The organism is Leptotrichia sp. oral taxon 417 (genome assembly GCF_013394865.1).
Classification (GTDB): domain Bacteria; phylum Fusobacteriota; class Fusobacteriia; order Fusobacteriales; family Leptotrichiaceae; genus Leptotrichia; species Leptotrichia wadei_A.
Genome location: NZ_JABXYV010000001.1, coordinates 84113 through 105647, shown reverse-complemented (window position 1 = coordinate 105647; position 21535 = coordinate 84113). Strand labels below are relative to the sequence as shown.

General features: G+C 30.2%; 23 protein-coding genes. 2 read left to right on the top strand and 21 right to left on the bottom strand.

Annotated elements, in window-relative coordinates:
* Positions 1 to 22 precede the first annotated feature (22 nt).
* The 5 genes from HW276_RS00485 to HW276_RS00465 all read right to left on the bottom strand — a co-directional run bounded on the left by HW276_RS00485 (position 23) and on the right by HW276_RS00465 (position 5753).
* Positions 23 to 1396 (bottom strand): MATE family efflux transporter, encoded by a 1374-nt coding sequence (locus HW276_RS00485; RefSeq protein ID WP_178936996.1) that lies wholly within the window; start codon positions 1394 to 1396, stop codon positions 23 to 25.
* A 206-nt stretch (positions 1397 to 1602) separates the two neighbouring features.
* Positions 1603 to 2841 carry an RluA family pseudouridine synthase gene (locus HW276_RS00480; protein WP_178936995.1) on the bottom strand — a complete coding sequence of 413 codons (1239 nt, stop codon included), beginning with the start codon at positions 2839 to 2841 and terminating at the stop codon, positions 1603 to 1605.
* Between the two features lie 44 nt (positions 2842 to 2885).
* The gene (locus HW276_RS00475) at positions 2886 to 3563 is read right to left on the bottom strand and encodes a thiamine diphosphokinase (protein WP_178936994.1); all 678 of its coding nucleotides are present in this window, start codon (positions 3561 to 3563) and stop codon (positions 2886 to 2888) included.
* A 95-nt stretch (positions 3564 to 3658) separates the two neighbouring features.
* Entirely contained in the window at positions 3659 to 5047 is a 1389-nt protein-coding gene (locus HW276_RS00470) for a sensor histidine kinase KdpD (protein WP_178936993.1), read from the bottom strand.
* A 1-nt stretch (position 5048) separates the two neighbouring features.
* On the bottom strand, positions 5049 to 5753 hold the full coding sequence (locus HW276_RS00465) for a response regulator transcription factor (protein ID WP_178936992.1): 705 nt from the start codon (positions 5751 to 5753) through the stop codon (positions 5049 to 5051).
* Positions 5754 to 5944: 191 nt separating this feature from the next.
* Between HW276_RS00465 and HW276_RS00460 the strand changes: the two genes are divergently transcribed.
* Entirely contained in the window at positions 5945 to 6283 is a 339-nt protein-coding gene (locus HW276_RS00460) for a hypothetical protein (protein ID WP_178936991.1), read from the top strand.
* A gap of 158 nt (positions 6284 to 6441) precedes the next feature.
* Here HW276_RS00460 and HW276_RS00455 read toward each other — a convergent pair whose 3' ends face one another.
* From HW276_RS00455 to HW276_RS00395, 13 genes are all read right to left on the bottom strand, one after another.
* On the bottom strand, positions 6442 to 6936 hold the full coding sequence (locus HW276_RS00455; protein WP_178936990.1) for an HRDC domain-containing protein: 495 nt from the start codon (positions 6934 to 6936) through the stop codon (positions 6442 to 6444).
* A 70-nt stretch (positions 6937 to 7006) separates the two neighbouring features.
* Positions 7007 to 9406, bottom strand: coding sequence for a phenylalanine--tRNA ligase subunit beta (gene pheT / locus HW276_RS00450; protein ID WP_178938490.1), 2400 nt, complete (start codon positions 9404 to 9406; stop codon positions 7007 to 7009).
* A gap of 118 nt (positions 9407 to 9524) precedes the next feature.
* Positions 9525 to 10388, bottom strand: coding sequence for a YwqG family protein (locus tag HW276_RS00445; protein ID WP_178936989.1), 864 nt, complete (start codon positions 10386 to 10388; stop codon positions 9525 to 9527).
* A 30-nt stretch (positions 10389 to 10418) separates the two neighbouring features.
* On the bottom strand, positions 10419 to 10574 hold the full coding sequence (locus tag HW276_RS00440; protein ID WP_255460256.1) for a GNAT family N-acetyltransferase: 156 nt from the start codon (positions 10572 to 10574) through the stop codon (positions 10419 to 10421).
* Between the two features lie 43 nt (positions 10575 to 10617).
* Entirely contained in the window at positions 10618 to 10887 is a 270-nt protein-coding gene (locus HW276_RS00435; RefSeq protein ID WP_178936988.1) for a type II toxin-antitoxin system RelE/ParE family toxin, read from the bottom strand.
* The gene (locus tag HW276_RS00430; RefSeq protein WP_178936987.1) at positions 10874 to 11101 is read right to left on the bottom strand and encodes a UDP-glucose 4-epimerase; all 228 of its coding nucleotides are present in this window, start codon (positions 11099 to 11101) and stop codon (positions 10874 to 10876) included. The genes HW276_RS00435 and HW276_RS00430 overlap by 14 nt, the downstream gene beginning before the upstream one ends.
* Before the next feature lie 51 nt (positions 11102 to 11152).
* Complete coding sequence (gene pheS, locus HW276_RS00425) at positions 11153 to 12172, bottom strand: phenylalanine--tRNA ligase subunit alpha (protein WP_147002679.1); 1020 nt, start codon at positions 12170 to 12172, stop codon at positions 11153 to 11155.
* A gap of 269 nt (positions 12173 to 12441) precedes the next feature.
* Positions 12442 to 13539: an RNA-guided endonuclease TnpB family protein gene (locus HW276_RS00420; RefSeq protein WP_178938489.1), complete on the bottom strand. Its 1098-nt coding sequence runs from the start codon at positions 13537 to 13539 to the stop codon at positions 12442 to 12444.
* 218 nt (positions 13540 to 13757) lie between these two features.
* Positions 13758 to 14147 (bottom strand): hypothetical protein, encoded by a 390-nt coding sequence (locus HW276_RS00415; RefSeq protein ID WP_060917711.1) that lies wholly within the window; start codon positions 14145 to 14147, stop codon positions 13758 to 13760.
* A gap of 1 nt (position 14148) precedes the next feature.
* Positions 14149 to 14988, bottom strand: a complete 840-nt coding sequence (gene manZ / locus HW276_RS00410; protein ID WP_094079515.1) for a PTS mannose transporter subunit IID — start codon at positions 14986 to 14988, stop codon at positions 14149 to 14151.
* 12 nt (positions 14989 to 15000) lie between these two features.
* Positions 15001 to 15819 (bottom strand): PTS mannose/fructose/sorbose transporter subunit IIC, encoded by an 819-nt coding sequence (locus HW276_RS00405; RefSeq protein ID WP_147002677.1) that lies wholly within the window; start codon positions 15817 to 15819, stop codon positions 15001 to 15003.
* 97 nt (positions 15820 to 15916) lie between these two features.
* Complete coding sequence (locus tag HW276_RS00400; RefSeq protein WP_094079516.1) at positions 15917 to 16408, bottom strand: mannose/fructose/sorbose PTS transporter subunit IIB; 492 nt, start codon at positions 16406 to 16408, stop codon at positions 15917 to 15919.
* Between the two features lie 184 nt (positions 16409 to 16592).
* On the bottom strand, positions 16593 to 17036 hold the full coding sequence (locus HW276_RS00395; RefSeq protein WP_178936986.1) for a PTS sugar transporter subunit IIA: 444 nt from the start codon (positions 17034 to 17036) through the stop codon (positions 16593 to 16595).
* A gap of 499 nt (positions 17037 to 17535) precedes the next feature.
* Here HW276_RS00395 and HW276_RS00390 point away from each other — a divergent pair, with 499 nt between their 5' ends.
* Complete coding sequence (locus HW276_RS00390) at positions 17536 to 18207, top strand: hypothetical protein (RefSeq protein ID WP_147002674.1); 672 nt, start codon at positions 17536 to 17538, stop codon at positions 18205 to 18207.
* Positions 18208 to 18389: 182 nt separating this feature from the next.
* Here the strand turns inward: HW276_RS00390 and HW276_RS00385 are convergent, their stop codons facing one another.
* The 3 genes from HW276_RS00385 to HW276_RS00375 all read right to left on the bottom strand — a co-directional run bounded on the left by HW276_RS00385 (position 18390) and on the right by HW276_RS00375 (position 21516).
* Positions 18390 to 18953 (bottom strand): D-glycero-beta-D-manno-heptose 1,7-bisphosphate 7-phosphatase, encoded by a 564-nt coding sequence (locus tag HW276_RS00385; protein ID WP_147002673.1) that lies wholly within the window; start codon positions 18951 to 18953, stop codon positions 18390 to 18392.
* Positions 18954 to 19127: 174 nt separating this feature from the next.
* The gene (locus tag HW276_RS00380; RefSeq protein ID WP_178936985.1) at positions 19128 to 20711 is read right to left on the bottom strand and encodes a peptide ABC transporter substrate-binding protein; all 1584 of its coding nucleotides are present in this window, start codon (positions 20709 to 20711) and stop codon (positions 19128 to 19130) included.
* A 139-nt stretch (positions 20712 to 20850) separates the two neighbouring features.
* Complete coding sequence (locus HW276_RS00375) at positions 20851 to 21516, bottom strand: RNA-guided endonuclease InsQ/TnpB family protein (protein WP_370464640.1); 666 nt, start codon at positions 21514 to 21516, stop codon at positions 20851 to 20853.
* Positions 21517 to 21535: the final 19 nt, after the last annotated feature.

Genomic DNA, 21535 nt, shown 5'->3' with positions numbered 1-21535 from the left:
ATTATAAAAACAGGACATCATTTTAACAATGCCCTGTTTTTTTTTTATTCCAGTTTTTTTCCCTAATATACTCATTCCCATAAAACGCCCAAGCCAACTGCCCAGTCATCACAATCCAAATCAGTGGTTCGCAAATCATTACACCGAAATATCCTAATTTCGGCACGATAAAAATTACGAAAATTATTTTCCCGAAAAATTCAATTATACTGGAAACTAGGGGGATTACTTTTTCTCCTAGAGCTTGTAGAGCGTATCTTAAGTTGAATAAAACGCCTAATATTGTGAAAAATGGTGAGGCTATTTTTAGGTAGGTTGAACCGTTGTAAAGGACTACTTCGGAGTTTGAGCCAGACATTAGGTGAATCATATTTTTTGAAAATAGGTAAACGAAAATTGTGATTCCTATTGCAAAAAAGATGTCCATTAGGTTTGCGTAAAATACACCTTTTCGTATTCTGTCTACCCTATCGGCTCCTTTATTTTGAGAAACGAAGGTTGCTAGTGCAAGTGCCATTGTTGTTAGTGGAATGTTGCAAAATCCCATTAATTTTCTTGCCGAAGTGTGTCCAGCGATGATTAAATAGCCAAATCCGTTTATTGCGTATTGTAAAATTAGTGATCCTGTTAATACAATTGCAATCATTAATCCCATTGAGATTCCTTGTCCGAGCAATTCTCTGTATAATTTTGCGTCGAATCGGAAATGTTTTTTTCTTGGGATTAAAATTGGTTCTTTTATGTAAATGTAAATTACGCTTAAAATTACAGATATTGCTTGTGCGATAACAGTTGCGACTGCTGCACCACCAATTCCCATTTTTAGGGAAGTTATGAAATAAATATCAAGAAAAATATTCAAAATTGAGGCAATTACTAAAAATACAAGCGACATAAAACTATTTCCGATTGCTCTCAAAAGTCCTGATGACAAGTTATAGGAAAAAGTTACTCCTATGAACATTGTTATAATGTTTATGTATTCAAATGCTTCATTTATGATATTTTCAGGTGTATGTAAAATTTTTAGCAACGGCATTAAAATAAATCTTGATAAAATCATCACGGCAATTGTTACCATAAGTCCAATAACAATCGAACCTGCAACCGATTTTTTCAAAAGATTTTTATTATTCGCTCCGTAACTTCTCGCTGCAACCATACTAAGTCCATTCCCAATTCCAAGCGCAAAACCAAAAATTAGCTCAAAAATTGCTGCTGAGGCCCCAATTGCTGCAAGTGAATCGTCTCCTAAAGTATGTCCAACAATGGCAATGTCCGCCATATTGTAAAGCTGCTGAAAAATATTTGACACTAAAATTGGTATTGAAAAAATCAGCAGTGATTTCAAAATACTGTCATTTATTAAATCAACAGAAAAATTAAATTTTTTCATTTTTCTCCTTTCTTTTTGTTTTTCATACTAAAACCCCATTAAAAAAAGAAATGATTTTCTATTTACTTTCTGACAAGGGATCTTGACCCTTTGTTAAACAGAATTATAAAAACTCCATTGTTTTAATAGGGAATAGTATCAAATTGTAAATTTTTATTCTTGTTTGTAAAATAATTTCTTTGTAAATTATGGAATTTTTTCATTTTTTATTTTTCTAAAAAATCTTTCATATCAGTAAAAATAGGTATTTCCAATTCAATTTCCTCTTTACTTGCAGGATGTGTAAATTTTACCTTGTAAGCATGTAAAAATTGTCTATTTATCCCAAGCTCTTTATTTAAGCCATTTCCATAAAGCTCATCTCCAACAATTGTGTGCCCAATCGATTTCAAATGCACACGAATTTGGTGCGTTCTTCCCGTAAAAAGCTCACATTCCACAAGCGTCACATTTTTTTCAGGATAAGTTTTCAACACTTTTACAGCCGTTTTCGCATACTGACCTCTCTCATCAATAATTCTCTCCAAATTATCGCCATCTCGAAAAATCCGTCTTTCGATAATTATTTTATTTGTTCCATTTTTTTCCAAAATTTCATTGTTAAAATCATTTTTATCTTTCAAATTTAAATTATATTTTGTATTTTTGCTGTCAAAATCTATATTTTTATTTATTTTAAAATTTATATTTTCAAAATTGCTTTTACTTTCCAGATTTAAATTATTATTTTCTTTTTTACTGTTAAAATTTATATTTTCTCCAATTTTGTTATCTTTATTTTCAAAATTTGAATTATTTTCAATTTTCTCAATTTCATCATACTTTTTCATTTTTCCAAAATTAACTTTTTCAACTTCAGCTTTCAAATTTTCTTTCTCAAAATCCTGAATTTTATGATTTTTCCCATCTTTTGCCAATTCATCTTTAATTCTAAAAATTTCTTCATCATCAATAATTCCATTCACAATCGCCAAATATTTTTTCTCAAAAATCGAAAAATTTTGCAAAAACGCCTGTGCAAAACTGTTTTTAGCAATAATAATCAATCCAGATGTATTCATATCGAGTCTGTTATAAAATCGTGGCACTCTTACTTCACCATATTTTTCCAAAAAATGATTCACAATCCCATTTGCCAAAGTAAAATCAACCTTTTTCTGTGTCGGATGTGTCAACAAAAACGGCTCCTTATTCACAACCAAAATATCTTCATCTTCAAACACAATATCAAGCGGCAATTTAATCGGCTTAATATCAGTCCCTTTCTTTTTCTCCACAACCTTCAAATTTCCATGCGACGGCAATTTTTTCGTAAGCCTAACTTGCTTCCCATTCAAAAAAACTTCCACATTTCTCAAACTTCTCCCCGAATAATTCTGCACTTCCCGCAAATACTGGGAAATTTTCATTCTCTGATGTTCCTTCTCAATCCTAAATTTTTTCAATATTTATGCACTTCCTTTTTTATTACTTCCAATTTTTTTTGCTTTCAAAATCGCCAAAATTTTTTAATAAATAAATTTTTATTTTTCAAAATTACAATCAATTTCCCACTTTCAAATTCAATACTTGCCTCATTTTCACAAATCACATTACTCACAAGCCGAGAACTTTCCCTTTTTACATCAATCCCATCAGTTTCAAACTTAAATCCCTTAAGTGTCAACTTTTCCACATTTTTACTAATCGGAACAATCGAAAATTCAAAGTTCTTTTTATTTTTTAAGACAAATGATTTTTCTGCGTAAAAAATTTCTTCACCTTCCAATAAAAACACAATATTTTTATACTTTTCCATCAAAAATAAATTACTCAAAGTCATATCTAGCCTATTTCCAAGCCCTCCAACGACAAATATCTTCTCAATAAAATCTTCATTTCCCAAAATTTTATTAATTTCTTCTAAAATTAACTCAAAATCAGTAAAATCTTTATCTCGTGGAAATTTTTTTATCAAAACATTTTTACTTTTATAATATTCCAAAACTCGTTTCTCAATCGAATCCAAATCCCCAATAATCATTTTGGGAACCTTCCCGTACTGAAAAGCAAAATTTGCGCCACCATCTGCACAAAAGCAAATCGTCTCTTCCGAAACCAATCTATCCATAAATTCCTGTGAATATTTATACTCTCCATTCAAAAAAATCACAAATTTTTTCCTCATTTTTCCCTCCAAGTCAATAAATATAATTATTTTGTATTTTTATATTATACTGTTTTATCCAATTATTTACAAGATTATAAAAAGAAAAAATCCCTTCACATTTCAGGAATCTGTAAAACAACCTTAAATCCCCCATATTCACTATGTTTCATCTCAACTTGTCCATTATGGACATCCATAATTTGTTTTACAATAAGAAGTCCTAAACCGTGCTGCTGTTCTGTCGTATTTTTGTCACAAACCATATAATGTGGCGTATTATTGAGCTTTTCTAGCTCTTTATCAGAAACTCCTATTCCATTATCTTCAACACAAATTATACAATTTTTTTCATCTTCTTTTACGGAAACATAAATTGTGCAGCCATTTTCATTGTGATTAATACTATTTTGGATTAAATTCGCCAAAGCTCGTTTTATCAGATTTTTGTCAACATTAACAAAGCAAGATACAAATTCACTTTTCGTCTTCCATTCTATTGGAAATTTCTCGTCAATATCCATATTCAAAAAATCAACAATTACTTGTCGAACAAGTGCAACTGCATTTTCTTTTTTCTTCTCAAAAGGCTGCATATTATATTCTAATTTTGAAGCAAGATTCAAATCATTTATTAGATTTTTTATACGCTCACTTTGTTTCAAAATAACAGAAAGTTTTTTTGCCATTTCTTCTGATAAATTTGAAGATGTTTTTAATTGACTTGCATAGCCCATTATCATTGACAATGGAGTACGAATGTCGTGGGAAACTCCTGCAATCCAGTTTGCTCGTGCCGTGTCTTTATTTCGCAGTTGTTCTCTTTGATTTTGCAAAATTTCAGAAGTTTTATTTATACTTTTTGCAAGTTCGGATAAAACGCCTTTTTCATCTATTTTTACTGGCTTATCTTTTGGCAAATCCTGTATACCTTTTATTATTGGATTTACTGATTTTAAAAGTTTTGAATTTGAAAAAATGTAAATCAAAAATACAAAGAATATATTGGATATTAAAAATGTAAGAAAAAAATTAGGAACATTTTGAATTAAACGATAGTTCCAGGTAGCTGTGGAATATTTCCAGTAACTGTCTTTTGGATATCCTAATACAAGTAAATCATTTCTAATTTTTGCTGTAAAAACTGGATAGCCTTTTATGTAAGCATGTGAAAATAGAGCTATATCAAATACCGAATATTCTTTTGGAATCTCGCCTGGCAAATTTTCTGTTTGCCATATCACTTTTTTAGAATCATTGTCAATCACAATCGCCCAAATATTTTGCTTTTTCAAATTGGAAATTTCTTTATCTGGCAAAAAATATTTTCTGTCTTTAAATTTTATCATTTTCGCTATTTCAAAAGTTTTATCTGAAGGCGAATCATCTGTTGAATATTTGAAAAATATAAATTCAAACAAAAAAATATTTAAAAATAGAAGCAAAAATATGCTTAATATTATTGTTATTACAAAACGGCGTATAAGTTTTAATATATTTTTCATGCTATTTTCCCTCCACGATTAATTTATAACCTAATCCTTTCATTGTTATAAGAGAAACTGGATGTGACGGCTCTTTCTCAATTTTTTCCCTAATCCGTCTAATATGTGTCATCAAAGAATTTGAGTAAACATAAGCATTTTCGCCCCAAATAGCTTCACATAGCGAATCAATCGTTACAATTCGTCCAGCATTTCTGTATAAAGTTTTTAGTAGTTCATATTCCTTTGCAGTTAAGGAAATTTTTTCTCCATCCTTTACAATTTCTCCCCGTGAAAAATCAATCTGACAGCCATTTAAGTTCACAATAAAATTCTCTTCCTTGTAAGTCCGTCGCAAAATTGCCATAATCCTAAACAAAAGTTCTTTTGGCAAAAAAGGTTTTACAATATAATCGTCCGCTCCCAATCCAAATCCTTTAAATTTATCCTCATCCTCCCCTCGTGCTGTTAAAAATAAAATCGGATAATCGCTGTCCTTTCTCAACTTTTCAAGCAACTCAAAACCATTCCCATCTGGAAGCATCACATCCAATATCGCAAAATCAGGTTTCTTCTCTTCAACACATTTTAAAGCCTCTTTCACATTTCTAGCAGTCCTTGTATTTTCATAACCTCCATCTGCCAAAATCGACACAACCATATTCAAAATTTCCTGCTCATCATCCACAATTAAAATACATTTATCTCTCAAATATTTTTCAACCATTTCGAACTTCCTCCAATTATCACTAAAATTCATAAATCATTATATCACAAAAATAACTCCCAACTTCCCAAATTTCCAAAAAGTAAGGTAAATGTAAAGTAGTGAAAATGTTGCCGTAAGGTTGATGTGGTAATATATGAATATAGAAAAGGAAGAAACAAAATAAAAAAAATAATGAGAGGATGATTTCTATGAACAATGAAGTAATCAAAAAAACAACTGAAAAAAGAGTTTTTCTTTCAGACAAGGAACAACATCAAAAAATTAGTAAAATTGCATTAATTATGAGTTTAATCCCAATTTTAAGCCAATTTATTGCATTTTTTAAAGTGCATTATACAGTGTCACACCTATTTGGTATTGTAAATATTTTATGTATTTTATGCTCTTTCGTTCTATCTATTTTATGTATCAAAAATCGAGAAAATCGAAATTTGATGAATATTTTTTCAATGATATTAAGTGGACTTTTTATGGTAATTATAGCTGTAATTGCTTTTGCGGTTGTGGTTTATGCAGTAAAAGGATAGAAAATTGATATTAAATCAAAAAGAGACTTTGTTCAATTAATAAACAGAGTCTCTTTTATGCTATATTTGATAATCTTTTTATTGGGTTTCTTATTAGTCTTATACTACTTTTTTATAAAAATTCAATACAGTACAAATACATTTTTTATTTTCCACATTCAACTTTTCATATCGTAAAAATTCTCCAGAATCAGCAAAAGCTCCTCCCCATAATCTCTAACTTTCCGTTTCCCCATTCCCCTTATTTGCGAAAGTTCTTCAACAGTTTTAGGATTTGCCTTTATTATGTCAACTAAAAGCTGATTTGAAGCAACGATGTAAGGTGGATATCCCAGCATTTGTGCTTCTCCAGCTCTCCATTCCTTCAAAATCTTATATAGCTCGGCTTCTTCTTCTGAAAGATATTCTTCATGATTTTTGTTAACCTCTTTAATATATTTTCCATTTTGCAAAAAATTATTTTTCTCTAAATTTTTATCTATATTCTCCGCCTTTTCATATTCAACAAAAGCCGTCCAGTAATATTTCCCCTCAATTTTCACTAGCTCAGCCTGATACTTCACAATCTGGACATTTCCTAATATCCTTTCTAGCTTCCCTTGCTCAAATTCTTCTGTCCTCTCATTAAATGGCAAAGTTACAATTTTTAACACCTCAATTTCCCCCTTTTTGTTTCATTTTTTTAATCCGATACTTAGCAATCTTAAAATTGAATTCTATCTTCTACTTTCTCAAAACCGCTCCATAATCTTTCTCAACTTTAGCCACGATTTTATTTGAAATATCAACAATTTCCTTTTCTTCAAGTGTTTTGTTTTTATCTCTCAAGATTACACTAATTGCCACACTCTTCATTCCTGGCAACACTCCTGCACCTTGATAAATGTCAAATAATTCCACTTTTTCAACCTTTTTATCAACTTTTTGAATAGTTTTTAAAACATCTCCAACTAAAATATCTTCTCTCATAACGAACGCAAAATCTCTTGGAACAGCTGGATATTTTACAATTCCTTGATATTTAATTTTCTTACCAATATATTTTTGAATCAAGTCAATGTTAAATTCTCCAACTAAAACTGATGTTTTTCCTAAATCAAAGTTTTCCAATACGTCTGGATGAATTTCCCCAAAGCTTCCAATCAATTCACGACCAACAAATACGTCAACTGAACGACCTGGATGGTATTGACTTTGTTCAGAACGTTTTATCATATAATTATTGAATTTTAATTGTGTGAAAATTTCTTCCACAATTCCTTTTAAGTCATAAAAATCATAAGGGACTGGTTTTGGATTCCACAATGTCTTATTATTTTCTCCAGCCAAAATTATTCCCAATTTTACTTCTTCCTTCGCCAATTCTTCCGCTTTCACAAAAGTTCTGCTAACTTCAAAAAATCTAATATTTGTAGCATTTCTATTCATATTTTCTTTAGCATTTTTTAACAAGCTATAAAGCAATGTTGGACGCAATGTTACAAAATCTTCTGTAATTGGTCTCAATAAATCAATTAAATTTTCTCTTTCAACACTTGTGTATTTAATTTTTTCCATCGCATCTTTTGGTACAAAACTGTAATTAATAACTTCTTTAAGCCCAGCATTTGCCGCAATCAATTTCACTTGCGTAGAAAGTTTTGTTGTGTCAATAACTGGTTTTTCACTAATATCCAATTTTGGTAAAATATTTTCAATATTATCAAAACCGTACATTCTAATAACTTCTTCAAAGTAATCTTGCTCATTTTCCAAGTCATCACGGTAAGTAGGTGCAGTCAATGTCAATGTTTCCCCATTATCTACAACCTCAATCTCAAGTCTAGTCAAAATTCCGATAACTGTTTCACGTGGAATATTTTTCCCAACAAAACGGTTCAATCTCTCAAAGTTTAATGTAGCTGTTTTTTTCTTATATGGAACAGGATAATTGTCAACTGCTCCTTCTAAAATTTCTCCACCTGCCACTTCTTGAATGATGTTTGCAAGTCTATTTATCACATTAATTGCATTTTCCTCATCGACTCTTCTTTCAAATCTATATGAAGATTCACTAAATAATGTCAATCTTCTTGAAGTTTTTCTAACATTTTGTGAATTGAAGTTTGCCACTTCCAACAAAATATTTTTTGTATTTTCAGTAATTTCTGAATTTTGTCCACCCATTACTCCACCAAGTGCAACGGCTTTCACACCATCAGAAATTACGATATCATCGCTATTCAATTCTCTTTCTTGCTCATCAAGCGTAACCAATTTCTCATTTTCATGTCCCGCTCTCACAACAATTTTTCCACCTTCAATTTTATCCAAATCAAAAGTATGATTTGGTTGATTCAATTCCATCATTATGAAATTTGAAGCATCTACAATGTTGTTAATACTTCTAATTCCAATAGATTCCACTCTTTCTTTTAACCATTTTGGACTTTCTTTAACTGTAACATTTTTAATTATTCTAGCCACATATCTTTTCGCCAAATTACTGTCTTCAATTTCAACCGAAATGTTATCAGCCGTTTTTTCAGAACTTTCTGAATTTATTGCAAAACTTGGATATTTAACCTCTTTATTGTAATAGGCCCCTAATTCTCTTGCAATCCCAATATGCGATAAACAATCAGGACGATTTGGAGTGATTTCCAATTCAAAAACTGTATCGTTAATTCCTAAATACTCTTTCATAGGCACTCCAACAGGCGTATCTTCTGGCAAAATCATAATTCCATTCGAATCTTTCCCAATATTTAATTCCTCTTCAGAACATAACATTCCGTTCGATTCTACACCTCTAATTTTACCTTTTTTAATAACAAAATCTGGAGCTAATTTTGCTCCAACTTGTGCCAACACAACTTTGTCTCCAGCCTTATGATTAGGCGCTCCACACACGATTTGCAAAATTTCTTTCCCGTTATCAACTTTACAAATTGTCAAGTGGTCAGAATCAGGGTGCATTTCTTTTTCAATAATTTGCGCTGTTACAACATTTTCTAAATTCTCCCCTAAAACCTCGATTTTTTCTACTTCCTGACCAATCATAGTCAAGGCATTTTCCATTTCATTTATTTCTATTCCATCTAAATCTATATATTGCTTTAACCAGTTTAACGAAATTAGCATTCTATTTTTGTATGACAAACCTATAAATTCTTAATTTATAGATTATCACACTCTCCTTTCTTTAATTTATAAATTATGTCTTTTCCACAATAATGTGGATAACTTTTTCTTTTTTTATTTAATAACAATCCCAATTATAGAGAATTTCTGTAAAGTCTTTATTTTTCAACTTTTCACGGTTTATGAAAAAATTTAATACTCCAGCATCTCCAATGCAAACTTTCCATTTTTTCGTATTTTCATCATATTCACTGTCCAATTGAAATAGTACCGTATCATATTTTTTATATTTTTCTTCAAATTCTCTCGGATCACTCTGTGTAAAAAATGCAAATCCATCACATTGTGAATGAGGTTCTTCTGAATATTCCATTTCAATATTCAATATTTTACGATAAAGCCAATCTTCTTGATGCTGCTCCAAATTTTTCTCTTTACAAAGTTTATCAAACACATTATAAATCGCCTCTTCAAATCTTTCCTTCTCTGTTCGTAACTCAAATTTTATTTTATAACTTTCATTATTGTTTGTAAGAAAACTTTCCTCATAGTTATGCGGTTTATAAATATTTTCAAGCTCTTTTTCATCGTAAAATTCTTTAATCTCATCGTAATAAATCACACGAAAAGTATCTTGAGTTGTCGGATTATCAAAATCGAGTCCAAACATAGCATCATCATCATCAAATACAAAAAACTGTAAAATTCCCTTTTGTGGAAAATCTTTGAGTCCTTTCAAATCCTCACAATTAATCTGTGCAATCATCAGCATTTCCTCACCATTAGGTGCTTTTGGAAACTCTGCTCCTTTTGGAAGATATGGCAATCCCACAATTTTACTGTCTGTTATTTTCAACTTATCTTCCACTAGCTTTATTTTTGCAAAAGTTTTCGTTGGTGAATTTTTTTCATAATCCTCACGAATTTCTTCATAAAATTTTTTCACATACTCATCATCAATTTTGATTTCTTTATCATCCATTTTTAACACTCCAATTAAATTAGTAATTTATTATCTAAATTTTTCCATTCTTACAATTCCTTCATCATCTACTTTATTTATTCCATTTTTGTAACTATATCCCATTTTCTTATAAAACGGGACAGCCGTAATGGACGCAGGTATCTCGATTCTTTTGGCTCTCAAAAAATATTCATCTTTTTCCAATGTCTCAATAATTTTTCGTCCTATTTTTCTCCGCTTTTTAAATTTATTTATAAATCTCTTTCCTATGCCCAATATCAAAAATATAAATTGTTATTTTTTCATCAATAATTGTAGCTAAAATTCTGTAATTTCCGACTCTATATCGCCATTTTCCCTTATATTTGCCTTGTAGTGCCTTTCCTTGACTCCGTGGGTTTTCAAGTTTGCTTAATGTATTTTTTAAATAATCTAAAATTAGAAATTGATTTTTTTTATCCATTTTACTTAATTTTTTTTTCGCTTTTTTCTCTATTTCAATTTTATAATAATTCATTTTCAAAGCCTAGCTCCTTTATTACATCATTCAATGAATAAAATTTTCCATCGCTTTCTTCAATCGCCTTATCTAATTCCTTGGCATCTCTTAAATCTTCCAGATATTCTCTCAATAAAGCAGATAGCACCTCATTTTCATTTTCTCCATTTTCTCTTACTTCTTTTTTAAATTCATTTATTAAGTTTGAATTTACATCAACTGTATACAACATTTTAACCTCCCTTTAAATTTTTTGATATACAATAACAAGCAGACCTGTCTGTTAAAATTGATCCAAAAATCTCTCATCATTTTCAAAAAATGCTCTTAAGTCATCAATTCCATATTTTAACATCGTAATTCTTTCAAGTCCCAATCCAAATGCAAATCCTTGATATTTTTGTGGGTCAATTCCAACACCTGAAAGCACTTTTGGATTTACCATTCCACTTCCAAGAATTTCAAGCCATCCTGTTCCTTTACAAACTCTACATCCTTCACCTTTACAAACTCCACATTCTACGTCCATTTCTGCAGAAGGTTCTGTAAATGGGAAAAAGTGTGGTCTAAATCTTACCCTTCTGTCTTCTCCAAATATTTTCTTTACAATATTTTCCAAAATCGCTTTAAAATTAGCAAAAGAAACATTTTCTCCAACCATAAGTCCTTCCATTTGGTGAAACATTGGTGTATGCGATACATCGTAGTCTGGACGGTAAACTTTTCCAATCGAAATCATTCTAAATGGTGGTTTTCTGTCTTCCATGTATCTAATTTGCATTCCAGAAGTTTGCGTTCTCAATACAACTTCATTTTCTTTAATATAAAATGTATCAGTAATTTCCCTCGATGGATGTGTTTTTGGAATATTTAATGCATCAAAATTATATTTTACATACTCAACTTCAGGTCCATCAACAATGTCAAATCCCATAGAAGAAACAATATCTTTAATTTCCATAACTGTTTTAGTAAGTGGATGAAGCGATCCAACATTAGCTTTTCTTCCCGGCAAAGTCACATCTATTGTTTCATTTTTCAATCTTTCCTGTTTAGCAATTTCCTTCAAGCCAGTTGTAGTTTCATCAAATTTCGCCAACAACACATTTTTTATTTCATTCGTAGTTTTTCCAAACTCAGCTCTTTTCTCAGCAGCGATATTTCCCATTTCCTTCATTATCGCCGTAAATTCCCCTTTTTTCCCTAGGATTTTTACTCTCAATTCATTCAATTCCTCAAGATTTCCAACTTTATCAAGTTTTTCTAACACTTCTTCTCTCAAGTGTGCTAATTTTTCTAACATTTTTCCTCCTATTTATTTTACTATCTCAATATTTTTCCCATAAAAATTTATGTTTTAATTATATCATACTTTAAATATATAAAAAAGTTTAAATTTTTTATTTCATTTCTAAAAAAGAAAAAAAGAATACCCTTTAATCAGGTATTCTAAAATATGTGAACTACTCCCACTTTTATAAGCGAGAGCTTCTTGGGAAGTATCTGCTTATGCTAGCCAAATATGTTTACCAAGCTCTTCGGGTAGTTCCTACCCTGTCTTTTTTTATTTTCCTAATATTCCAACATCGCTTTTCCAATGTTTTTTATATTCAATGCCGCATTGTAATCTCTATCAATCTCAATTCCACAGCACTCACATTTATAACTTCTTTCTGATAATTCCAGTTTCTCTTTAACATTTCCACATTTACTACAAGTTTTCGACGATGGAAACCACTTATCTATCTTCAAAAATTGCTTTCCTAAAAACATCAACTTGTACTCAAGCATTCTCAAAAACATTCCCCATCCATTATCTCCTACACTTTTACCAAAATTTAATGCCTGGCTCATCCCTTTCATATTCAAATCCTCAACAACCACAGCATTATACGCTTTAGACAAATTTTTCGATAATTTATGTAAAAAATCTCTTCGACAATTTTTAATATATTCATGCAATTTTGATATTTTTGATTTTTGCTTATACCAATTTTTAGAAAATTTCACTTTTCTCGATAATGATTTCTGTAATTTTTTCAATTCTTCTTCCAACATCTTAAAATATCTTGGATAATCAGCCCTTTGGTTTTCAGAACTGACAAATAATTCAGACATCGAAAAATCAAGTCCAATCACTTTATCATTACTTGACATTTTTTGAATTTCTTTTTCAAATTCTGTCAAGATGGAAACATAGTAATTTCCATTACTGTTTGTCAATGTTACTGACTTTATCTTGTAATCCTTCGGTATTTCTCTATGATATTTTAATTTTATTCTTTTCAATTTTGGTAAAACCAAATATTTGTTTTCCTCAATTCGTATTGAATTATTCACACAATTTGTCGTATAACTTTTAACATTATTCTTTTTAGATTTAAACTTTGGAAACTTCGCTCTCTTTTGAAAAAAATTTGTAAACGATCGCCTTACATTTAATTGAGCATTTGAAAGTGCAAGACTGTCCACTTCTTTCAAAAATTGGTTTTCACTTTTCAAACTGGCAGGTGTAATTATTTTATTTTTCCCAGTTTCTTCATAAAATTTATTCGCAGTATACAAAATCGTATTGTAAACAAAACGAACACATCCAAAAGTCTTATTTATCAATAATTCTTGTTCCTTATTTGGATAAATCCTGTATTTGAATGCTAAATTATATTTTATAAAATTACACCTCCTTTTGATTTTGAATATTATTTCTAATTATTTCTTTAGAAATTTTATTATTTATAACTTCTCTTCGATATTTCATACAAAAATTGTATCATGGATATATCCTTTTTTCAATAAAAAAAAGCAATTCATCTCCCACTTATAGAAGTCGGAGACTTCTTGCTATCTTTTTGTTAAATTATAATTTATATTTTCAATAATTACAAAAATTACTTTTTATATTTTTCAACAAACTTCTGAAGTTCTGCTATTTCTTTTTTCGCCCTATCTGATAAAACTTTTACATCGTTAATCATTTGTTTAGAACGAGCTGTAATGAAATCCAAATATTCAGTATTTTTAGTTTTCAAATACATATCTTTAGCGTAATACATATCACGAAAATCATTCTTAGCCTGTTTTATAAGCAACTTTTGCCCAACCATAACAATTAGAGCCGCTGCTAAAGCTATTATTGTTCCATAACCTTTTGTAAATGGATATAAAATCATTCCAATAATCATAAGTCCTGTAACTAAAATAGAACTATTTTTAATATATCCTTCCTTTGGCGGAACCTTCACAAATTTTTCTACTTTTGAAATCATTTTCTTAAACATATTATGCCAAAATTCCTAACCAGAATCCGATTATTCCTATTGCAAAGAAGCCAAAAATTATCCAGATAGCATTTACTTTTCTCTTCAATAAGTGCATGCATCCAAATGTTAATAATAATGCTAATAATCCAGGTAATAATGAATCTAAAATACTTTGAACAGTAGTTACAACTTCTTTTCCTGTTGAATCAGTATACTTAGACAATACCAATGGAACATTTATTGAAGTCCATTTAGAAACCAAGGCTCCCATTACGAAAAGCCCTAATATAGAAGCACCTTGAGTTAATTTTTGAATAACTCCACCTTCCATGTCCCCAACGATTTCAGTACCTTTTTCATAACCATATTTTAATCCATACCATCTAGTCAAAACTCTTGCAATATTTATTCCAATGAAGAAAATCAATGGACCTAGTAAATTTCCTCCAGCAATAGCTAATGAAGCTCCAAGTGCCGCTAAAACTGGTCTTAATGTTCCCCAGAAAATTGGATCTCCAACTCCAGCAAGTGGTCCCATAAGCCCTACTTTAATACCACTTATAGTTGCGTCATCAATGTCTACTCCATTTGCTTTTTCCTGTTCCATCGCAGCCGTAACACCCATTATAGTTGAACCAATCCAAGGTTGAGTGTTAAAGAATTCCAAATGTCTTTTTAATGCAGCTGCTTGATCTTCTTTTTTAGAATAAAGTCTTTTTATTGCAGGAATCATTGTTACACAAAATCCCATTGACTGCATTCTTTCAAAGTTGAAAGAACCTAATAAAGTAGTAGATCTCCAATACATGCTTTTCAAATCTTTATCAGTTAATTTTTTTTCTACATTATTTTCTGCCATTTTTTTTACCTCCTATAGTCCTTCCAATTCATCGTCAGCTTCTTCTGTAATCCCAGCTCCACCACCATCATTTCCACCACTTGGCAAAGCAATAGAAGCGTGATATTTAGGATTTAATTGAATGTACAAGATTGCAAGACATAATCCCAAAATACCTAAACCAACTAAGTTAAATTCTGTAAATGCTGCTATTACGAATCCTAAGAAGAAAAATGGCATCAAAGCTTTTGCTTCCATCATATTTATAACCATCGCATACCCAACAACTACGATAAATCCTCCTGCAATTTGCAATCCTCTAGTAATTACTTCAGGAATTGCATGTAATGCTCCTTCTACAGCACTTGTTCCCGCAATTAGACCAACTAGAAGTGCTGGTATCGCAACTCTTAACGCTTGTAAAGCCAATCCTGCAAGGTGACACATTTCAATCCCTTTAAAATTAGCTTGTTCTGCAAAATCATCCGCTTTATGTTGAAAGAATACTGTTATTGTTCTAACGAAAATTGTAAGAACTTGCCCTGCCGCTGCAATCGGTACTGCAACTGCGATTCCTTCTCCAATTGACTGTTTACCTACTATTACTAATATCGCTGAAATTACACTTGCTAGCGCTGCATCTGGTGCCATTGCCGCTCCGACATTCATCCATCCAAGTGCTATCATTTCAAGCGAACCACCTAAGATAATTCCTGTTTTTAAATCTCCTAGTACAAGACCGACTAAAGTACACGCCACTAATGGACGGTGAGTCTGTCTTTCATCAAGTACGCTTCCCATTCCTGTTATTGCTGCTACCAATACCAGTAAAATTAACTGAACAACATTCATTTTTTAGCCCTCCTACAATTTTGAGTTTTTATACTTTACAATGATTTTTAATTTTACTAAATAAATCAGGAAATTTTATATTCCCTGATATTTTTTATTAGTCAAATGAAATAGAATCTAGTTTAGAATTAATATCTTCTTTTGCAGAAGTTACTAATTGTCTCATATCAAGTTCTACTCCCATAGATCTTAATTTGTTGAATGCTTCCAAATCATCTTTATTAATTGCAACTGCTTTTGAAATTAATTTGTCTCCTTCTTTAAAAGTCATTCCTCCAACATTAACTGTTTTAATGTCAACTCCACCTTCGATTAATCTAACTACATCAGCTGGACAAGTAACAAGCAGCATTACTTTTGTTTTAGCATATTTAGGGTTTTTGTAAACTGCGATTGCTTTTTCAACAGGTATTACAAATGATTTTACTCCTTCAGGTGCCACTTGTAATAAAAGTGATTTTCTAATTTTATCTTCTGCCACATCGTCATTTACCGCAAAAATTGCTTCAGGTTTAGTTGCTTTTACCCATGAAGTCGCAACTTGTCCGTGTATTAATCTTGAGTCTATTCTTGTTAAAACTAATTCCATAATTCTATTTCCCGCTACCGAAAACTCTGTAATTATTTTTTTTATTTTAATTTAGTTTGCAGTAACGCTCCCTTCTTTTTTATTTTTATATTTTTTTACTTAATTTTTAAAATTTTGTTTTTTCGAGTGTGTAAAAATTTTCACATTTATTTTATATTTTAATTTATAAATGTTTAGTAAACTTTTATAAATCCAATTCATCCAAATCTTCATCTTCATCATCAGAATTATCAACGAATAATTCACTGAAAATCTTAATTCCGTTAATTCCAGAATTTTTTGCAATTTGAACTAATTCTGCAACATCGTTTGTTTCTTCTCTAGCGTCTAGCACTTCCAGCAACATAGGCACATTAACCCCTGTTATTACATCAGTATTTTCTGTTTCAGCAACTACACGGCATGCTGCATTGTATGGACTTCCACCAAATAAATCCACTAAAAACAATGTCCCCTCACTGTCATATTTTGCAATAATGTCCTGATATTTTTTTATCAAATCTTCAGGTCCTTCACCAGGCACAAAAGTGACAAAATCCAGCTGTTCACTTTCTCCTAAAACCATTTTTGTAAGATTAACAGTTTCCTCCGACATTTTTCCGTGAGTTGCTACGATTAAATTAATCATTTCTGCTTTCTCCTTCCAAATTAAAATTTTTTAGCCATTTGTAAAAATCAAAAAATTTAAATAAATATAGTATCTCTGTAATTCAATTTTTCGTGTTTCCTCCGTTTTCTGACAAAAAGACTTTATTATAAATTCATTTACTTTTACAACTGCCTAAATTAAAATTTTTTATTTCATATTTTTAGTATACCTCAATAAAATGTATTGTCAATATCAATTTTTGAAAAAATTTATATTTATCTGTTTTTTTTTGGGGAGGTTAAAAAATTATAAAAAAATTAAATAATAAAACTATATTACAAACCAAAATAAAAAATATTCTACAAAAAAATACTATTCCTCGTACTAAATTCACTTGAGTGCAACAAAAATACCTAATTTCAAATTAATTATTTTGCTTTATTTATTTCTAAAAAAAATTTGATATGCTACGATTGAAATAAAAAATAAGATATGCTAGAATTAATAAAGAAAATAAAATTAAAGGAAAAATAAAAAAATGCAGGAAAGTAAAAATTTAAATACAGATAATGAAAAAAATTATTTTTATAAAACTTATGAATATAAAAATAAAAAGGCTTTGAAGATTTTTTTTGGATTTACAAGAGAAAAGGGGAAAAATTCCTTAAAGGTTTCAAAATATTTGGAAAGGGATTTTCCAGAACTGAACTTTATGAAAATAACGAAGTATAAAGTTATAAAATATATGCCACTTCATATAAAGATAGAAACTGTCTTGGAAAATATAAATAAAACATTTAATGGAAATTTTATATCCTATTATGATTATCTTGTGGGAAAGGATAATTTTGAGCTTACATATAAGACAATTGACTTATGGTATAAATTTGAAAAAAATTTTTTTGAAAAAGGATACTATCACATGGACTTTAGTTTGGGAAACTTTTTTATAGACAAAAATAGCGGGAAGATTGCATTTATTGACTTTGATGATATTGTCAGAAAGCCTCCTTTTTTTAGAAAACGGCTTTATTTAACAAAGTCCATCAGAAGTTTTGAAGGCTCTATGAAATTTTTTCTATCAGTAAAAAATTTTTCCAGAGAAGAAAATAAAAGAATTATTGATAAGTTAGAAGAAATAAAAAAAATACATCATGTTGTTTCAAGGGAAAAAGATATAAGAAAAACTGAAGAAATTTTAAATAGATAAAAAACAAGGGGCTTTGACCCCTTGCTAAAAAAATTCACGTTAAATCTGTTATTCAAACGTGAATTTATAGTAAAACTGCTTTAAAACTGAATTCAAAAATTATGACTATTTTACTCAAACCCTAGATTTATATAATTTTTAGCAGTTCTATTTTAAACGGGTTCGAGTATATATTATTTTTTTTATTTATATTTTTCGATATTGTCTGAAAAATCTAGAATATCGTCCACAACCATCGGATCTAATCCTGTTCCCCCAAGTTCTTCCAAACTCTTCAAACCATATCCAGTTTTTACCAGGACAGGCATAATCCCCAATTTTTTGGCCGGAATCAAATCAGTTATTTTATCCCCAATCATAAAAGAATTTTTAACATCAATATCAAACTCCTCTATTGCCAGTTCAAAATTCCCCGTATTTGGCTTTCGGCAATTACATTCTATTCCATATTTTCCAGTAACATTTGGATGATGCGGACAAAAGTAAGACTTTTCAATTTTTATTCCTTTTTTAAATAAATCATCTTCAATAAAACTCTGTAACTTCAAATAATCCTCTTCCGTATAATATCCTCTCGCAATTCCTGCCTGATTCGTTATAATCGCAAATTTATATCCCAAATCCCGCAATTTTAAAAGTCCTTCCACCACATTTTTTTCATATTCAAAATCTTCAATTTTATGCAAATACGATTTTTCCACATTTATAACACCATCTCTGTCCAGCAGGACAAACTTATTTTTCATAAAATTACATTTCCTTTTTTATTTTTTTAATTTAATAATATTAAACCCCATTTAAAAAACAGAAATTATATTTTGTTTATTTACTGGCAAGAGGTCTTGATTCCTTGTAAAAAAAATCTGCTATTTAAATGGGGAATATGAAATATTGTTCTTAAATTTTTGTTTTAATTGAAACTAGTTCATTACAACATCTCTAATAAAGAATTCACCACCGATTGACACAAATCCCAAATTTTTAACTTTTGGATTTACTAAGTAAAGTTTTTGTTTTTGGAATAAGATTGTAACTGGTTGTTCTTCTGAAATAAGTTTTTCCATTTCAATCATTGCTGGAACTCTTACTTTTGGATCAGCAGAACTTTTTACAGTTTTAGTCAATTTGTCATATTTTACGTTTTTGAAATCTCCACGGTTGTTTGCATTTGTACTGTCAAATAGATCTAAATATGTAATTGGATCTAGGAAATCTCCAGTCCAGTTTTGCAATGAAATTTGATAATCTCTCTTCTTAGTTCTTTCAATACGTTCCTTACCGCTTACCATATCTAATTCAACATTTGCACCCAAGTTATTTCTCAAACTTTCTTGAATATATTCTGCAATAGCTTTTCTGCTTCCTGTATCGTTAAATAAAATTTCAAATCTTGGCAGTTCTGAAAGTCCTTCTTCCTTAAGTCCTTCTGCAAGCAATTTTTTAGCTTCTGCTACGTTAAATTTAGGCTGGTCAGTTGCTACTTCCACTGGAAAATCTTTTGAAACTCCGTTTAATCCAATTCCAGATGGAGTAAATGTCTTAGTTAATTTTTCAGATCCTTCCAGCACTTTATTTACAAGTTCTTCCTTATTTATTGCCATAGTTATTGCACGTCTTACTTTTGCATTTTTAAATACATTTTCTTTTATATTAAACAATAAATAATAGATTCCACCATCATTTGCTTTTACAAGTTCTGGTTTTCCTGCAAATTCCTTAGCTTGCTCGAAAGTTACCGCTGTTACATCAACTTCCTTATTCTTAAAGGCATTAACAGCTGAATCAGTTGCAATTATTTTTAATTCAACATTATCAGTTTTTACATTGCCTGCATCCCAGTAATTAGGATTTTTCTTAAATTTTAACTCTGAGTCATGAGTCCATTTTTCCAAAGTGTAAGGACCATTTGAAATTGTATATTCAGCTTCTGTAAAGTATTTATCCTTTGCTTTGTTATAAAACTTTTGATTTAATGGCATGAATGATTTAAATGTAACTAAATCATCAAAGTACGGAATAGGCGATTCCAAAGTTACTTGTAAAGTTTTATCATCAATAACTTTTATTCCGACTTCATTTTCTGAAACTTTTTTAGCATTATATTTTTCTCCATTTTTTATTACAAATAACATGCTTGCATTGCTTCCTGCTGTATCAGGATTCAATCCACGAATCCATCCTGCCTTAAAGTCGTTTGCAGTTACAGGGTCGCCATTACTCCATTTAACTCCATCTCTTAGATGAAATGTCCACACAAGCCCATCTTTTGATTTTTCCCATTTTTGGGCAATTCCAGCTACAGATTTTCCAGTTTTGTCTTTTCTTAAAAGCCCTTCCAAAATCAATTCATCAACAGTTCCTCCAGGAATATCCGTAGTTATTTGCGGATCAATTGATGATGGCTCTGTAACTATATTTAAAGTAAATGTACTTCCGTTTCCTCCTTTTTTTCCACACGAAAGTGCAAATACCAGCAATGTCAATATTAGAAATATTTTTTTCATTAATACATTTCCTCCTCACTTTAAAGTGAACTACTCCCGCTTTTAGAAGCGGGAGCTTCTTGGGAAGTATCTGCTTTTGTTAGCCAAATATATTTACCAAGCTCTTCGGGCAGTCCCTGCCCTGTTTTCTTTTATTTTTTTAATATTCCAACATTGATTTTCCAATGTTTTTTATATTCAATGCCGCATTGTAATCTCTATCAATTTCAATTCCACAGCACTCACATTTATAACTTCTTTCTGATAATTTCAGTTCCTCTTTAATATTTCCACATTTACTGCAAGTTTTCGATGACGGAAACCACTTATCTATCTTCAAAAATTGTTTCCCTAAAAACATCAGTTTATACTCAAGCATCCTCAAAAACATTCCCCATCCATTATCTCCTACACTTTTTCCAAAATTTAATGCCTGGCTCATCCCTTTCATATTCAAATCCTCAACAACCACAGCATTATACTCTTTAGATAATTTTTTCGATAATTTATGCAAAAAATCTCTTCGGCAATTTTTGATATACTCATGCAATTTTGATATTTTCATTTTTTGTTTATACCAATTTTTAGAAAATTTCACTTTTCTTGACAATGATTTTTGTAATTTCTTCAATTTTTTCTCCAACATCCTAAAATATCTTGGATAATCAGCCCTTTGGTTTTCAGAACTGACAAATAATTCAGACATTGAAAAATCAAGTCCAATTACTTTATCATTACTTGAATTTTTTTGAATTTCTTTTTCAAATTCCGTCAAGATAGAAACATAGTAATTTCCATTACTGTTTGTCAATGTTACCGACTTTATTCTATAATTCTATAGAAAG

Excerpts from the sequence above, each read along its gene's own strand:
- HW276_RS00475 (WP_178936994.1), bottom strand. The coding sequence starts at position 3,563 with ATGAGGAAAAAATTTGTGATTTTTTTGAATGGAGAGTATAAATATTCA.
- HW276_RS00390 (WP_147002674.1), top strand. The coding sequence starts at position 17,536 with ATGCAGGAAAGTAAAAATTTAAATACAGATAATGAAAAAAATTATTTT.
- HW276_RS00435 (WP_178936988.1), bottom strand. The coding sequence starts at position 10,887 with ATGAATTATTATAAAATTGAAATAGAGAAAAAAGCGAAAAAAAAATTA.
- HW276_RS00470 (WP_178936993.1), bottom strand. The coding sequence starts at position 5,047 with ATGAAAAATATATTAAAACTTATACGCCGTTTTGTAATAACAATAATA.
- HW276_RS00395 (WP_178936986.1), bottom strand. The coding sequence starts at position 17,036 with ATGATTAATTTAATCGTAGCAACTCACGGAAAAATGTCGGAGGAAACT.
- HW276_RS00445 (WP_178936989.1), bottom strand. The coding sequence starts at position 10,388 with ATGGATGATAAAGAAATCAAAATTGATGATGAGTATGTGAAAAAATTT.
- HW276_RS00385 (WP_147002673.1), bottom strand. The coding sequence starts at position 18,953 with ATGAAAAATAAGTTTGTCCTGCTGGACAGAGATGGTGTTATAAATGTG.
- HW276_RS00400 (WP_094079516.1), bottom strand. The coding sequence starts at position 16,408 with ATGGAATTAGTTTTAACAAGAATAGACTCAAGATTAATACACGGACAA.
- HW276_RS00405 (WP_147002677.1), bottom strand. The coding sequence starts at position 15,819 with ATGAATGTTGTTCAGTTAATTTTACTGGTATTGGTAGCAGCAATAACA.
- pheT (WP_178938490.1), bottom strand. The coding sequence starts at position 9,406 with ATGCTAATTTCGTTAAACTGGTTAAAGCAATATATAGATTTAGATGGA.
- HW276_RS00430 (WP_178936987.1), bottom strand. The coding sequence starts at position 11,101 with ATGTTGTATACAGTTGATGTAAATTCAAACTTAATAAATGAATTTAAA.
- manZ (WP_094079515.1), bottom strand. The coding sequence starts at position 14,988 with ATGGCAGAAAATAATGTAGAAAAAAAATTAACTGATAAAGATTTGAAA.
- HW276_RS00415 (WP_060917711.1), bottom strand. The coding sequence starts at position 14,147 with ATGTTTAAGAAAATGATTTCAAAAGTAGAAAAATTTGTGAAGGTTCCG.
- HW276_RS00460 (WP_178936991.1), top strand. The coding sequence starts at position 5,945 with ATGAACAATGAAGTAATCAAAAAAACAACTGAAAAAAGAGTTTTTCTT.
- HW276_RS00485 (WP_178936996.1), bottom strand. The coding sequence starts at position 1,396 with ATGAAAAAATTTAATTTTTCTGTTGATTTAATAAATGACAGTATTTTG.
- pheS (WP_147002679.1), bottom strand. The coding sequence starts at position 12,172 with ATGTTAGAAAAATTAGCACACTTGAGAGAAGAAGTGTTAGAAAAACTT.
- HW276_RS00380 (WP_178936985.1), bottom strand. The coding sequence starts at position 20,711 with ATGAAAAAAATATTTCTAATATTGACATTGCTGGTATTTGCACTTTCG.
- HW276_RS00465 (WP_178936992.1), bottom strand. The coding sequence starts at position 5,753 with ATGGTTGAAAAATATTTGAGAGATAAATGTATTTTAATTGTGGATGAT.